Origin of the sequence: Pseudomonas sp. HY13-MNA-CIBAN-0226, assembly GCF_040310305.1 — a bacterium.
GTDB classification, from domain to species: domain Bacteria; phylum Pseudomonadota; class Gammaproteobacteria; order Pseudomonadales; family Pseudomonadaceae; genus Aquipseudomonas; species Aquipseudomonas gregormendelii.
Genome location: NZ_JBEOPS010000001.1, coordinates 409870 through 424231 on the forward strand (window position 1 = coordinate 409870; position 14362 = coordinate 424231).

14 protein-coding genes are annotated in these 14362 nt (G+C 60.4%); 5 read left to right on the forward strand and 9 right to left on the reverse strand.

Annotation, left to right across the window (positions count from 1 at the left end):
• Positions 1–20: 20 nt before the first annotated feature.
• Positions 21–593, forward strand: coding sequence for a xanthine phosphoribosyltransferase (locus AAEZ05_RS01895; protein ID WP_016772573.1), 573 nt, complete (start codon positions 21–23; stop codon positions 591–593).
• A gap of 133 nt (positions 594–726) precedes the next feature.
• On the opposite strand, the gene AAEZ05_RS01900 is transcribed toward AAEZ05_RS01895, so the two are convergent.
• The 6 genes from AAEZ05_RS01900 to dadA form a co-directional block, all read right to left on the reverse strand.
• On the reverse strand, positions 727–2649 hold the full coding sequence (locus AAEZ05_RS01900; RefSeq protein ID WP_045059318.1) for an acetyl-CoA hydrolase/transferase C-terminal domain-containing protein: 1923 nt from the start codon (positions 2647–2649) through the stop codon (positions 727–729).
• 212 nt (positions 2650–2861) lie between these two features.
• On the reverse strand, positions 2862–3275 hold the full coding sequence (locus AAEZ05_RS01905; protein WP_045059173.1) for a c-type cytochrome: 414 nt from the start codon (positions 3273–3275) through the stop codon (positions 2862–2864).
• A gap of 182 nt (positions 3276–3457) precedes the next feature.
• Entirely contained in the window at positions 3458–4006 is a 549-nt protein-coding gene (locus tag AAEZ05_RS01910) for a cupin domain-containing protein (protein ID WP_045059174.1), read from the reverse strand.
• A 128-nt stretch (positions 4007–4134) separates the two neighbouring features.
• Positions 4135–5208, reverse strand: a complete 1074-nt coding sequence (gene alr / locus AAEZ05_RS01915) for an alanine racemase (RefSeq protein ID WP_045059175.1) — start codon at positions 5206–5208, stop codon at positions 4135–4137.
• Positions 5209–5294: 86 nt separating this feature from the next.
• Entirely contained in the window at positions 5295–5648 is a 354-nt protein-coding gene (locus AAEZ05_RS01920; protein WP_205891728.1) for a RidA family protein, read from the reverse strand.
• Positions 5620–6924 carry a D-amino acid dehydrogenase gene (gene dadA, locus AAEZ05_RS01925; RefSeq protein ID WP_350646486.1) on the reverse strand — a complete coding sequence of 435 codons (1305 nt, stop codon included), beginning with the start codon at positions 6922–6924 and terminating at the stop codon, positions 5620–5622. The genes AAEZ05_RS01920 and dadA overlap by 29 nt, the downstream gene beginning before the upstream one ends.
• A 157-nt stretch (positions 6925–7081) precedes the next feature.
• Here dadA and AAEZ05_RS01930 point away from each other — a divergent pair, with 157 nt between their 5' ends.
• Positions 7082–7570 (forward strand): Lrp/AsnC ligand binding domain-containing protein, encoded by a 489-nt coding sequence (locus AAEZ05_RS01930; RefSeq protein ID WP_010465173.1) that lies wholly within the window; start codon positions 7082–7084, stop codon positions 7568–7570.
• Positions 7571–7588: 18 nt separating this feature from the next.
• On the opposite strand, the gene AAEZ05_RS01935 is transcribed toward AAEZ05_RS01930, so the two are convergent.
• Positions 7589–7942 carry a YkgJ family cysteine cluster protein gene (locus AAEZ05_RS01935; protein ID WP_045059177.1) on the reverse strand — a complete coding sequence of 118 codons (354 nt, stop codon included), beginning with the start codon at positions 7940–7942 and terminating at the stop codon, positions 7589–7591.
• A gap of 149 nt (positions 7943–8091) precedes the next feature.
• On the opposite strand from AAEZ05_RS01935, the gene AAEZ05_RS01940 reads away from it, so the two are divergent.
• Entirely contained in the window at positions 8092–9405 is a 1314-nt protein-coding gene (locus AAEZ05_RS01940) for an NAD(P)/FAD-dependent oxidoreductase (protein WP_350646488.1), read from the forward strand.
• 136 nt (positions 9406–9541) lie between these two features.
• On the opposite strand, the gene AAEZ05_RS01945 is transcribed toward AAEZ05_RS01940, so the two are convergent.
• Positions 9542–9787: a DUF1127 domain-containing protein gene (locus AAEZ05_RS01945; RefSeq protein WP_205891731.1), complete on the reverse strand. Its 246-nt coding sequence runs from the start codon at positions 9785–9787 to the stop codon at positions 9542–9544.
• A 178-nt stretch (positions 9788–9965) separates the two neighbouring features.
• Here AAEZ05_RS01945 and AAEZ05_RS01950 point away from each other — a divergent pair, with 178 nt between their 5' ends.
• Together AAEZ05_RS01950 and AAEZ05_RS01955 are read left to right on the forward strand one after the other, a co-directional pair.
• Positions 9966–11399, forward strand: a complete 1434-nt coding sequence (locus AAEZ05_RS01950; protein ID WP_350599566.1) for an aminotransferase-like domain-containing protein — start codon at positions 9966–9968, stop codon at positions 11397–11399.
• 60 nt (positions 11400–11459) lie between these two features.
• Entirely contained in the window at positions 11460–13028 is a 1569-nt protein-coding gene (locus tag AAEZ05_RS01955) for a phospholipase D family protein (protein ID WP_350599568.1), read from the forward strand.
• Positions 13029–13143: 115 nt separating this feature from the next.
• On the opposite strand, the gene AAEZ05_RS01960 is transcribed toward AAEZ05_RS01955, so the two are convergent.
• Positions 13144–14286: an MFS transporter gene (locus tag AAEZ05_RS01960; protein ID WP_350646489.1), complete on the reverse strand. Its 1143-nt coding sequence runs from the start codon at positions 14284–14286 to the stop codon at positions 13144–13146.
• Positions 14287–14362: the final 76 nt, after the last annotated feature.

The following is a 14362-nucleotide window of genomic DNA, read 5'->3' on the forward strand; positions in this document are numbered from 1 at the left end:
CGCCGGTAGAGGAAAGCTTCATGGAAGCACTGCACAAGAAAATCCGCGAAGAAGGCATCGTGCTTTCCGATCAGGTCCTGAAGGTTGACGCCTTTTTGAACCACCAGATCGACCCGGCCCTGATGAAGCTGATCGGCGATGAATTTGCCGCGCTGTTCAAGGACTCGGGCATCACCAAGATCGTCACCATTGAAGCCTCTGGTATTGCGCCGGCGATCATGACCGGGCTGAACCTCGGCGTGCCGGTGATCTTCGCCCGCAAGCAACAGTCCCTGACCCTGACTGAAAACCTGCTGTCGGCGACCGTTTACTCGTTCACCAAGAAGACCGAAAGCACCGTGGCGATCTCCCCGCGCCACCTGACCAGCAGCGACCGCGTGCTGATCATTGATGACTTCCTGGCCAACGGCAAGGCGTCCCAGGCGCTGATCTCGATCATCAAGCAAGCCGGCGCGACCGTGGCCGGCCTGGGGATCGTGATCGAGAAGTCGTTCCAGGGTGGTCGTGCCGAGCTGGATTCGCAGGGTTATCGCGTCGAGTCGCTGGCGCGCGTGCAGTCGCTGAAGGATGGCGTTGTAACCTTCATCGAGTAACCTGCCGCATTGTGTTCTCTCTGTGGGAGCCAGCCTGCTGGCGATGGCATCGTGTCAGTCAACATCTTAATGACTGACAGACAGCCATCGCCAGCAGGCTGGCTGGCTCCCACAGTTGGTCTTGTGCTGGGCGCTATTGCGAAGTGGCCTTGAGGCCGGTGAGCAACAACCGCTGGAACAGATCCTCTTTCAATCCGTCCGGGTTAGTCAGCTGCATCCGCTCCAGATGCACCGGAAACTGCGACGCCTCTGGCGCATCCAGCGCCGCCTTGCCCAGCTCCAGGATTTCCGTCAGCTTGAACTTGCTCTTCAACCAGTTCAAAGCCCGCAACAGATCCCGCTCCACCTCAGTGAAATCGCACCCCAGCGGATATTCGGGGAACAACTGCGGATGCCGCGCCTGAATCGCCTGCAGCCGTTGCGGCGTATTGTCGGCAAATCGCGGATCGATGCGGAAGTCTTTCGGCAGCTTGCCCACCTTCTGCGCCTGCTCGATCAGCCCCGGCTGAAAGCGCGAGTCGCTGATATTCAGCAGCGCCTCGATCACCGCCGCATCGGTTTTGCCACGCAGATCGGCAATGCCGTATTCGGTCACCACAATATCGCGCAGGTGCCGTGGGATGGTGCAATGGCCATATTCCCAGACGATGTTCGAACTGACCTCCCCACCCGCCTCGCGCCAGCTGCGCAAGATCAGCACCGAGCGCGCGCCTTGCAGTGCATGACCCTGGGCGACAAAGTTGTACTGGCCGCCCACGCCGCTGAGCACGCGCCCGTCCTCCAGCTGGTCGGCCACGCCGGCACCCAGCAGGGTCATGGTGAAGACCGTGTTGATGAAACGAGCATCCAGGCGTTGCAGGCGCTTGAGCTCCTCCTGACCGTATAGCTCGTTGATGTAGCTGATGCGGGTCATGTTGAATTCGAGCCGCCTGCTCTGCGGCAACTCGCGCAGGCGCTCGTAGAAGCTGCGCGGGCCGAGGAAAAACCCGCCATGCACCGAGATGCCATCGGTCTGTGCGGCCTCATCCAGTGTGCCGGCATTGGCCTGTTGCTGAGTCGGCACATCCGGGTAGACCTTGCGCCGCACGATCCCGGCATCCGCCAGCACCAGCAGGCCGTTGACGAACATTTCGCTGCAACCGTACAAGCCTCTGGCGAACGGTTCGATACCGCCTTCGCGCTCGATCAGTTGCGCCCACTGGCTGAGATTGATGTCTGCCAACAGCGCTTTGTAGCCGTCACTGTCGGCCTGACGCGCGAGCAAGGCCGCGGTCAGCGCATCGCCCATCGAGCCGATGCCGATCTGCAACGTACCGCCGTCGCGCACCAGTGCGCTGGCGTGCAGCCCGATGAAATGGTCCTGCAAGCCCACCGGCATGTTGGGCGTGGAGAACAGCGTGGTGTCGTCCTTGGCATCGATCAACAGGTCGAAGACATCGATACCGATTTCAGCGTCGCCTGGCATATAAGGCAAATCGTTATGCACCTGCCCGACCACCAGGATCGTCTCCCCCGCTGCCCGGCGTTTTTCCACCATGGGCAACAAGTCGAGGGTGATGTCTGGATTGCAGCTCAGGCTCAGGCGATCGGGGTGCTCGCTGTGGCTGGCCACAAGCTGGGCGATCAGGTTCAAGCCGGCGGCATTGATGTCCCGCGCGGCGTGGCTGTAGTTGCTGCTGACGTAATCCTGCTGCGCCGATTCGCTGTGGAGCAGGCTGCCTGGCTGCATGAAGAACTGCTGCACATGCACGTTGGCCGGCAGGCTGTCCTTGAGCAAATCCGCCAGGAAATCCAGTTCCGGATAATCGCCGAACACCCGCTCGATGAAAGGCTTGAGGAAGCGCCGCTGCAAGCCATCGCCCAGCACCGGTCGGCCCAGGCACAACGCGGTGTAGACGGTCAGCTGGCGTTCGGGCAGCTGCGCCACACGGTGATACAGCGCATTGACGAAATGGTTGGGTTTGCCCAGGCCCAGGGGCAGGCCCATGTGAATGTGCGCCGGCAACCGTGCCAGGACGTCATCGACCGCTTGCTCGATAGAACACAGCTGAACCATCTGATCTTCCCTTACATTCCGTGAGTCAGGGTTGGACCGAGCTTGCCTGCTCTTTGCTGCATTGAACAGTCTGGAACAGTGGAAAATTGGCGGAGCACGCTTGCGCGGGGCGTCAGGTCACCGACGTCATCGTTGACGATCATCGCGAGCAAGCTCGCTCCTACAGGCACAAAAAAGCCGCCCGAAAGCGGCTTTTTGCTGAAGATGAACGCTTATTTCAAGCCGGACATTTTCTCGATGGCGCCTTTGAGATCTGCATCGGAGCAGTCAGCACAGGTGCCTTTTGGCGGCATTGCGTTAATCCCGGTGATCGCTTTGGCCAGGATGCCGTCGAGGCCGCCCTGGTGATCCGCACGTTCCTTCCAGGCTGCAGTGTCACCAATTTTTGGTGCGCCCAGCAGGCCGGAGCCGTGGCAGGCGTTGCAATGTTTTGCAATGATAGAGTCAGGGGTCTTGGCATCACCGCCGCCGACAGAAGCAGCGACTTCCATACCTTTGCACTCTTGACCTGTTACACAGACCTTGCCGACAGGTTCAAGGCGCTTGGCAATATCGTCATTCGTCGCAGCTTGAGCGCTGACAGCCCATAGGGCCAGTACGGTTGCTGGTACAGCCAGCATTTTCATAATTAGGTTCACGCGTTCACCCTCAATGGTGGCTAGTCACGCCCACGGCCACGGTTCGCAGGCGGGCGCAAGTATAACGGTAAGCCCGCCACACTGAAACAACCCCAAAGTCGAAGGGGTCTTGTTCCATGGCGTTAAAACGCTTCGGGCGCCTCTGCGGTACTGGCAGGACGCCTCTTGTGTCAGAAATTCGCCGGTGTCGCTGCGCTGATTAGCCGCGCCGGTGCATCGAACGGATTACGGAAACGGTGCGGCTTGGTACTTTCAAAGTAGTAGCTATCGCCCGCCTCGAGCACAAATGTTTCAAGCCCGACCACCAATTCCAGTCGACCCTCAAGCAGAATCCCGGTCTCCTCACCTTCATGGGTGAGCATCTCGTCACCGGTGTCGGCGCCCGGCGGGTAGATTTCGTTGAGGAACGCAATGGCGCGAGTCGGATGAGCACGGCCGACCAGCTTCATGGTCACTGCACCATCGGAGATATCGATCAGCTCATTGGCCTTGTAGACGATCTGGGTCGGTTTTTCCTGCAGGATTTCTTCGGAAAAGAACTCGACCATGGACATGGGAATTCCGCCCAACACCTTGCGCAACGAACTGATCGAGGGGCTGACGCTGTTCTTCTCGATCATCGAGATGGTGCTGTTGGTAACACCCGCGCGCTTGGCGAGCTCACGCTGGGAGAGACCCTTGAGCTTACGGATGGATTGCAGTCGTTCACCGACGTCCAATGCAGGAGCCTCCAGGAATTCAGGTTGTTGGAATATTGAGCGTTATCATGGCGACAGCGTTCAGTATTTACAACACTTGGACCTGAATCCTGTTGGGCGAGGCGATATTGTGCACACCGTGCCTTGCGTCAAACCCCGGAATAGAGCTTTGGCACCCGACGCAAATTGCAGAATATCTGGTAAGGAATCGTGTCAGCAGCCGCTGCGACTTCGCTGGCAAGGACGTTCCGGCCCCACAGTTCGACGGTTGAGCCGAGGCCAGCCTGTGGCACGTCGGTCAGGTCGATGCACAACATGTCCATCGACACCCGGCCAATCAACTGGCTACGCTGCCCGGCGACCATGACCGGCGTACCGGTGGGCGCCTGGCGCGGATAACCATCGGCATAACCCATAGCCACCACGCCAACGCGCATCGGCTTCGGGGTGACAAAACGGGCGCCATAGCCAATCGGCTCGCCGGCCGGAAGCTCACGCACACAGATGACTTTCGACTCGAGGGTCATCACCGGTTGCAGGCGCGAGGCCACCGTGTTGGCTTCTTCGAACGGAGTGGCGCCGTACAGCATGATGCCTGGGCGTACCCAGTCGCTGGGAACCTGCGGCCAGCCCATCACCGCCGGGGAGTTGCGCAGGCTAATTTCCGCCGACAACCCCTGGCGGGCCGACTCAAACACCGCGACCTGCTCGGCACTGGATTGATCATGCAACTCGTCAGCACGGGCGAAGTGGCTCATCAGCACAATCTTCGCGACCTTGCCGCTGGCCAGCAGCCGCTGATACGCCGCCTGGTAGTCCGCCGGATGCAGGCCGACCCGGTGCATGCCCGAGTCAAGCTTGAGCCATACCGTGATCGGCTTGCTTACAGCGGCTTTTTCAATGGCTTCGAGTTGCCACAGCGAATGCACAACACACCAGAAATCGTGCTCGACGATCAGCGACAACTCATCGGCTTCGAAAAAGCCTTCGAGCAACAGGACCGGCGCGCGAATGCCTGCAGCCCGCAATTCCAGGGCTTCTTCGATGCAGGCCACGGCAAAACCGTCCGCCTCGGCTTCAAGGGCCTGGGCACACCGTACCGCGCCATGACCGTAGGCATCGGCCTTGATCACGGCGAGGGCTTTGGCCCCCGTGACTTCACGGGCCAGTTGGTAGTTGTGGCGCAGGGCTTGAAGGTCGATCAGGGCACGGGCAGGACGCATGGCGGCAGACTTCTGGTCGGTCAGTGGACGAAAAACCGGCGCGACTGGTGGCGTACACCGCCAGTCGCACCGGGAGAGAATCTTGCTTAAGGCAGAGCGGCCACTACCGACAGCTCAACCAGGATTTGCGGTTCGCACAGCTTTGACTCGACCGTGGCACGGGCTGGGGCGACGCCTTTTGGCAGCCACTTGTCCCACACAGAGTTCATGCCGGCGAAATGCGCGTCGATGTCTTTCAGGTAAATCGTGACCGACAACAGGCGGTTCTTGTCGGTCCCCGCCAGATCGAGCAAACGCTCGATATTGGCCAGTGTTTCGCGGGTCTGCTGTTCAATCCCGGCGCTCATATCATCGCCGACTTGCCCTGACAGGTACACGGTACCGCTATGGACGACGATCTGGCTCATGCGCTCATTGGTGAGCTGGCGCTGGATTGACATGTTTTGCGGACTCCTGAATTTTGTGGCCATAACGAGAAATATCGAGGCCTTCGGCACTGATCTGCGGCGTTTTCTTCGCCATCAGATCGGCCAGCAAGCGACCGGAACCGCATGCCATGGTCCAACCCAGGGTGCCGTGACCGGTGTTCAAAAACAGATTGCTGAACGGGGTCGCGCCCACGATCGGCGTACCGTCCGGGGTAGTCGGACGCAAGCCGGTCCAGAAACTTGCCTGGGCCAGATCGCCGCCCTGAGGATAGAGGTCGTTGACGATCATCTCCAGGGTTTCACGCCGACGCGGGTTAAGCGACAGGTCAAAACCGGCAATCTCCGCCATGCCGCCGACCCGGATGCGGTTGTCGAAACGGGTGATTGCGACCTTGTAGGTCTCGTCGAGAATGGTCGAAGTCGGCGCCATTGCCGGGTTGGTGATCGGCACGGTCAGGGAGTAACCCTTGAGCGGATACACCGGAGCCTTGATGCCCAGCGGCTTGAGCAGCTGCGGCGAGTAGCTGCCGAGCGCAAGTACGTAGCGGTCAGCGGTTTCCAGCTTGCCGTCGATCCACACGCCATTGACGCGGTCGCCGGCGTAGTCGAGCTTCTGGATGTCCTGGCCAAAGCGGAATTCAACGCCCAGTTTCACGGCCATTTCGGCCAGGCGGGTGGTGAACATCTGGCAGTCGCCCGTCTGGTCGTTCGGCAGGCGCAAAGCACCTGCGAGGATATCGGTGACGCTGGCCAAGGCCGGTTCGACCCGGGCGATACCAGCGCGATCGAGCAACTCGAACGGCACGCCGGACTCTTTGAGGACGGCGATGTCTTTTGCCGCGCCATCCAGTTGCGCCTGGGTACGGAACAGTTGAGTCGTGCCGAGGCTGCGGCCTTCGTAGGCAATGCCGGTTTCAGCGCGCAATTCATCGAGGCAGTCACGGCTGTACTCGGACAGACGGACCATGCGCTCCTTGTTCACCGCATAACGGCTGGCGGTGCAGTTGCGCAGCATTTGCGCCATCCACAGGTACTGGTCGATGTCGGCGGTGGCCTTGATCGCCAACGGGGCGTGGCGTTGCAGCAGCCACTTGATCGCCTTGAGCGGTACACCCGGTGCCGCCCACGGCGAGGCATAACCCGGCGACACCTGGCCGGCGTTGGCGAAACTGGTCTCCATGGCTGCGGCCGGCTGACGATCCACGACCACCACTTCAAACCCGGCTCGAGCCAGATAATAAGCACTGGCGCTACCGATGACGCCGCTACCCAAGACCATAACGCGCATTTTCATATCCCTCATCGCGGCACGCCGCTGACGTTTGTTGTGTTCGAGCAATGATGTGCGCAGTGTAAAAAAGATTAGGCAGTGCTTTTCACTATATAAGTGCCTATATTTGGCGACAATTCTCGGCAAAAACCCTTTTCACGGAGGCGCATCCCCTATGCGTACCAACACTCAGACCAAACGTGAGCTGGACAAGATCGACCGCAACATCCTGCGGATCCTGCAAGCGGACGGGCGCATCTCGTTTACCGAGCTGGGGGAAAAGGTCGGGCTCTCGACTACGCCCTGCACCGAGCGGGTCCGGCGCCTGGAGCGTGAAGGGATCATCATGGGCTACAACGCCCGCCTGAATCCGCAGCACCTCAAGGGTAGCCTGCTGGTGTTCGTCGAGATCAGCCTGGACTACAAATCCGGAGATACATTCGAGGAGTTTCGCCGTGCCGTGCTGAAACTGCCGCACGTGCTGGAGTGCCACCTGGTGTCAGGAGATTTCGACTATCTGGTGAAGGCGCGGATTTCCGAGATGGCTTCGTACCGCAAACTGCTCGGAGACATCCTGCTCAAGCTGCCGCATGTGCGCGAATCCAAGAGCTACATCGTGATGGAAGAGGTGAAGGAGAGCCTGTGTTTGCCGATTCCGGATTGATCTTTTGACTTTCGACGTTTAAACCAACACCTGTCGGGTCGACGCCATGTACTCATGAATCTGCTTCTCCACCCGAGGATGAATCAACTCCACAGGCCCACGCCCATTGGGGCACGGCAAGGTTTTGGTGGTGCCAAACAGCCGGCAGATCAGCGGCCGCTCGCCATACACCGTGCAACCATTCGGGCCCAGGTGCACACAGTTGAGCTCATCCATTGCCGCGTCCTGTTCGGCGCGGGTCTTGCGCGGCAGGCGGGACATTTCTTCCGGCGAGGTGGTCACCGGCCCACAGCAGTCATGGCAGCCGGGCACGCACTCGAACGAGGGTATCTGCTGGCGCAGGGCGCGAATTTTCTGACTGTTGCAGCTCATCGAAACAGTGACCAAAGCAGCGAAATAGAGCGCAATTGTGCAGCAAAAGCGCCCATCCAGACAGCGCGAACCGACCAGTGTTGCCCGGCCTTGAAGGACCGGCTTATGCTCGGTCAAATTTTCCAGACACCCGAATCAGGAACACGCACATGAATGCCCGTGCTCAGCAACCGATCGCGAGCCACCAGCACACGCGCTCTTACTACGCCGCCAGCAGCCTGGCGCAACCTGATCATCCGATATTGCAGGGCGACGTGGTGGCTGACGTCTGCGTGGTTGGCGGAGGCTTCTCCGGGCTGAACACGGCACTGGAATTGGCCGAGCGAGGCTTCAATGTGGTGCTGCTCGAAGCCCATAAGATTGGCTGGGGAGCCAGCGGCCGCAACGGCGGGCAGCTGATTCGTGGAGTCGGCCATGGGATCGACCAGTTCGCCAACGTGATCGGCGCCGACGGCGTGCGCCAGATGAAACTCATGGGCCTGGAGGCGGTGGAAATCGTCCGCCAGCGGGTCGAACGCTTCCAGATTCCGTGTGACCTGACCTGGGGTTATTGCGACCTCGCCAACAAGCCCGGTGATCTGCAAGGTTTCGCCGAAGATGCCGCCGAACTGCATGAGCTCGGTTATCGCTACGAAACCCGGCTGTTACACGCCGAAGAAATGCACACGGTGGTGGGCTCCAATCGGTATGTGGGCGGCCTCATCGATATGGGCTCCGGCCATCTGCACCCGCTCAACCTGGCCCTCGGCGAAGCGGCTGCCGCGCAGCAATTGGGCGCCCGGTTGTTTGAACAGTCGGCGGTGACCCGCATCGAGTATGGCCCGCAAGTCAAAGTCCACACGCTCCACGGCTCGGTCCGCGCCAAGACCCTGGTCCTGGGATGCAATGCCTACCTCAACGGTCTCAACCCTGAACTCAGCGGCAAGGTGCTGCCTGCGGGCAGCTACATCATCGCCACCGAACCCCTGAGCGAAGAGCAGGCTCATTCACTGCTGCCGCAGAACATGGCGGTGTGTGATCAACGGGTGGCGCTGGACTACTACCGGCTCTCGGCGGATCGGCGCCTGCTGTTTGGCGGCGCCTGCCATTACTCGGGGCGCGATCCAAGCGACATCGCAGCTTACATGCGGCCGAAGATGCTCGAGGTCTTCCCACAGTTGGGGAGCGTGAAGATCGATTATCAATGGGGCGGCATGATTGGCATCGGTGCCAACCGCCTGCCACAAATAGGCCGGCTCAAGGATCAGCCGAACGTGTATTACGCCCAGGCCTATTCGGGTCATGGGGTGAACGCGACCCACCTGGCGGGCAAACTGCTCGCCGAGGCCATCAGCGGCCAGCGGGGGGGTGGGTTCGATCTGTTTGCCAAGGTGCCGCACATCACATTCCCTGGCGGCAAGCATTTGCGTTCGCCGTTGCTGGCGTTGGGAATGTTGTGGCATCGGCTCAAAGAGTTGATCTGATCATTTGTCTGTGTACTTTCGGCCCTCATCGCGGGCAAGCTTTGCTCCCACAGGTTCGGCGACAATTATGTGATTGACTCCATACCTGTGGGAGCAAAGCTTGCCCGCGATGAGGCCGATGAGAACAGTGCACATCTCAGATCCGCCAAAACGGTTTGAGCCCCTCCTCCCGCGCCTGCTCCGGACTCAGCCCGATATCCCGAAGCTGCTCCGCCGAAAGTCCCAGCAACGCCTTGCGCGTGTGCAGACGATGCCAGAACAGTTCCCAGCGACTCAGGCCGGACGGCGCGTTGCGCATGTTCGCCTCACGCGTGCCGCTTTCCTGCCCTTTCGCCAGTTCCTGACTGTGTAACGTCAGCCGCACATCGCTCAAGCCGTTCATCGTGTTGACTCCTGTTTACTTGGGTAGCAAGAGGTTTGATGATGCGCGGACGAGCAAAACCGTGACAGATCCAAACTTTGCGTATTAAATCCATACAGATTGGGCGAATTGGCTCTGAATTGTCGAATTTCAGCTGATCTGTACTGGTCGACCGAACAATCCATAGCGAGACTGCAGCATGACCCTCTACGTCAACCTTGCCGACTTGCTAGGCACGCGTATTGAACAGGGCTTCTATCGCCCCGGCGATCGGCTGCCTTCGGTGCGGGCGCTGAGTGTCGAGCACGGGGTGAGCCTGAGCACGGTTCAACAGGCTTATCGCGTCCTTGAGGACAGTGGCCTGGCGATGCCCAAGCCCAAGTCGGGCTACTTTGTGCCCGCCAGCCGCAAGCTTCCGGAGCTACCAGCGGTAGGCCGGCCGGCGCAGCGGCCGGTGGATATTTCCCAGTGGGACCAAGTGCTGGAGCTGATTCGCGCAGTACCGCGCAAGGATGTGGTGCAACTGGGGCGTGGCATGCCCGACATCACCACACCGACCATGAAACCGTTACTGCGCAACCTTGCGCGCATCAGCCGGCGCCAGGACATGCCCGGCCTGTATTACGACAACATCCACGGCACACTCGAACTGCGCGAACAGATTGCGCGGCTGATGCTCGATTCCGGCTGTCAGCTAAGCGCCAGCGATCTGGTCGTCACCACTGGCTGCCATGAAGCGTTATCCACCAGTATCCGGGCAATTTGCGAGCCGGGAGACATCGTGGCGGTGGATTCGCCGAGTTTTCATGGTGCCATGCAAACCCTCAAGGGCCTGGGCATGAAGGCCCTGGAAATCCCGACTGACCCCATCACCGGCATCAGCCTGGATGCGCTGGAACTGGCACTGGAACAGTGGCCAGTCAAGGTCATACAGTTGACCCCCAACTGCAATAACCCGCTGGGCTACATCATGCCGGAGTCGCGTAAACGCGCATTGTTGACGCTCGCCCAGCGTTTCGACGTGGCGATTGTCGAGGACGATGTCTATGGCGAACTTTCCTACACCTACCCGCGACCGCGCACCATCAAATCCTTTGATGAAGACGGCCGCGTCCTGCTATGCAGTTCATTTTCCAAGACCCTGGCGCCGGGTCTGCGCATTGGCTGGGTAGCGCCCGGACGGTATCTGGAAAGGGTGCTGCACATGAAATACATCAGCACCGGTTCTACGGCGCCGCAGCCACAGATCGCCATCGCGGAATTTCTCAAATCCGGGCATTTCGAGCCGCATCTGCGACGCATGCGCAGCCAATACCAACGCAACCGCGACCTGATGATCGACTGGGTTACGCGCTACTTCCCTGCGGGCACTCGCGCCAGCCGGCCCCAAGGCAGTTTCATGCTGTGGGTCGAGTTACCGGACGGCTTCGACACCCTGAAACTGAATCGTGCCTTGCACGATCAGGGCGTACAGATTGCCGTGGGCAGCATTTTCTCCGCCTCCGGCAAATACCGTAATTGCCTGCGGATGAACTACGCTGCCAAACCAACACCGCTCATCGAAGAAGCGGTGCGAAAGGTCGGCGCGGCAGCGATCAGGCTGCTGGCGGAAACTGATCACATCCACGACTGACCTTTCTGCCTAAACCAGCGTCCATATGCCGTCCCCAGCCGCCAATCGGAACGATCCTACGTGAGAGTCAGACACCCCCTGCTCGCTCTTGTGCTCCTCGCCTCGCTCCTGGGAGGCTGCGCCAGCCTGGATGTGACACGCGAACCCAGCCAGGCCCTGCCTGCGAGCGATTCGGCGTTCGGCCGGTCGATCCAGGCCCAGGCAGCACCTCATGAGGGCAGGTCAGGTTTTCGCCTGCTGTCCAACAGCAGTGAAGCGTTCATGGCGCGCGCAGAGTTGATCCGCAATGCCCAGAGCAGCCTCGACCTGCAGTACTACATCGTCCACGACGGTATCAGCACGCGAATGCTGATCGAAGAGCTGCTCAAGGCGGCCGACCGTGGTGTGCGGGTCAGAATCCTTCTCGACGACACCACCAGTGATGGTCTGGACTGGGTGATCGCGACCCTGGCGGCGCACGAGCACATTCAGATCCGCCTGTTCAACCCGCTGCACCTGGGCCGCTCCACGGGCGTGACGCGCAACATGGGCCGCCTGTTCAACTTGTCGCAACAGCACCGACGCATGCACAACAAGCTGTGGCTGGCGGACAATAGCGTGGCCATCGTCGGCGGGCGCAATCTGGGCGATGAATACTTCGACGCCGAGCCCAACCTGAATTTCACCGACATCGACATGCTCAGCGTCGGCCCGGTGGCCGAACAGCTGGGGCACAGCTTCGATCAGTACTGGAACAGCGCGCTGAGCAAACCGATCGACCAGTTCCTGTCGAGCCGGCCTACGCACAAAGACTTGCAAGACACCCGCACCCGGCTTGAGCAATCCCTGGAAGAAACCCGCAAGCAGAATCACGCGCTCTACCAGCATTTGACGACCTACAACACCAATCCGCGCATGGACATCTGGCGCCGGGAGCTGATTTGGGCCTGGAACCAGGCGCTTTGGGATGCGCCAAGCAAGGTGCTGGCAAAAGGTGAACCCGATCCGCAGCTGCTGCTGACCACTCAGTTGGCGCCGGAATTGAACGGGGTGAGCAAGGAGCTGATCCTCATCTCGGCTTACTTCGTGCCGGGACAGCCGGGCCTGGTGTACCTGACCGGCCGCGCCGATGCCGGCGTCTCGGTGACCTTGCTCACCAACTCACTGGAGGCCACCGATGTGCCGGCGGTGCACGGCGGCTACGCGCCTTACCGCAGAGCGTTGCTTGAACACGGCGTGAAGTTGTTCGAGTTACGCCGTCAGCCGGGCGAAGGCGGCGGTAGCGGCCCACACATTTTCTCCAGCAAGTCCTACCGCGGCTCCGATTCCAGCCTGCACAGCAAGGCGATCATTTTTGATCAGCAGAAGTCGTTCATCGGCTCCTTCAACTTCGACCCGCGCTCGGTCCTGTGGAATACCGAAGTCGGCGTACTGGTCGACAGCCCTGAACTCGCTGCGCATGTGCGCAAATCGGCGCTGGAGGGCATGGCGCCGGCCTTGAGTTACCAGGTGAAACTGCAGGACGACCAGATCGTCTGGGTGACCGAAGATGACGGCAAGATGCACGTGCTGACCAAAGAACCTGGCAGCTGGTGGCGTCGCTTCAATGCATGGTTCAGCACGGCCGTAGGCCTGGAGCGGATGTTGTAGAAGGGCAAAAAATCGTCCGAACGCGGCCCGAGCCTTCGGCAGCTCCTGCGATTGAAAATGCAATTTCCTGTAGGAGCTGCCGAAGGCTCGGGCCGCGTTCGGACGATCTTTTGATCTAAGCCGGTTGCACGGCACCAAACGCCCCCTGCCGCGACAGCAGGATCACCAAGCCCAACGCCCCTGCTGCCATCAACAGCGGCAACGCATGGCCACTGATCCACTGGCTGCCGGCACCGGCAACCAGTGGCCCGACCAGACAGCCGATCCCCCACAACTGGGCAATATGCGCATTGGCGCGCACCAGCGCATCGTCCCGATAGCGCTCGCCAATGAGGATCAGCGACAAGGTGAACAAGCCGCCGGCGCTCGCGCCAAACAGCACCCACAATGGCCAGATCAGCAGGGTGTCGATCAGGAACGGAATCGCCAGGCTCGACACCAGCAGAATCACCGCACACCCGGTAAACAGCGTGCGCCTGGACAAGCGATCCGCCAGTGCACCGATCGGCAACTGCAGCAGCGCATCCCCCACCACCACCGTACTGACCATCGCCAGGGCGATTTCCGTGGTGAAGCCCTGACGCAGGCAATAAACCGGTAGCAAGGTCAAAGTCATCGCTTCAAACGCTGCGAACAGCGACACCGCCCAGGCGATCGCCGGCAAACCACGGCAAAAACCCAACAAGTCCCTGAAAGTCACACTGCACGCTTCGCTGCTCGGTGCCCCGCTACGGCCCAGCAACAACAACGGCGCAATCATCAGCAGGGCGACACCGACCCAGAATCCGTAATCATGATCGGTGCCAACGGCCCCCAGCAGCAACGGGCCGGCCAGTTGGCTCAACGCATAGGCGCTGCCGTACAGAGCGACCAAGCGTCCGCGCCATTGCTCGATCACCAACTGATTGATCCAGCTTTCACCGAGGATAAACACCAGGGTCAGGATCACCCCGATCATCAGCCGCAACGCCAGCCACACCGGATAACTCGGCAACAACGCCAGCAAGCCAATGGACAGCGCCCCCGCCCACAGGCAAAGGCGCATCAGGTTGGCCGTGCCGAGGCGCGCTGCCAAGTGACTGGAAATCTTCGCCCCCAGCAACACGCCGATCGCCGGCATCGCCGCCATCACACCGATAGCAAAGGAGCCATACCCCCAGCTTTCCAGGCGAAACGACACCAGCGGCATGCTGACGCCCAGGGCCAGGCCAACACTCAAGACAGACGCCAACACGGCGAAATACGTCGCCCAACGCATGGTCCACGCTCCTGTGGATATTATTTTTAACAAACAACACAAAACACTGTGGGAGCGGGCTTGCCCGCGATGGCGC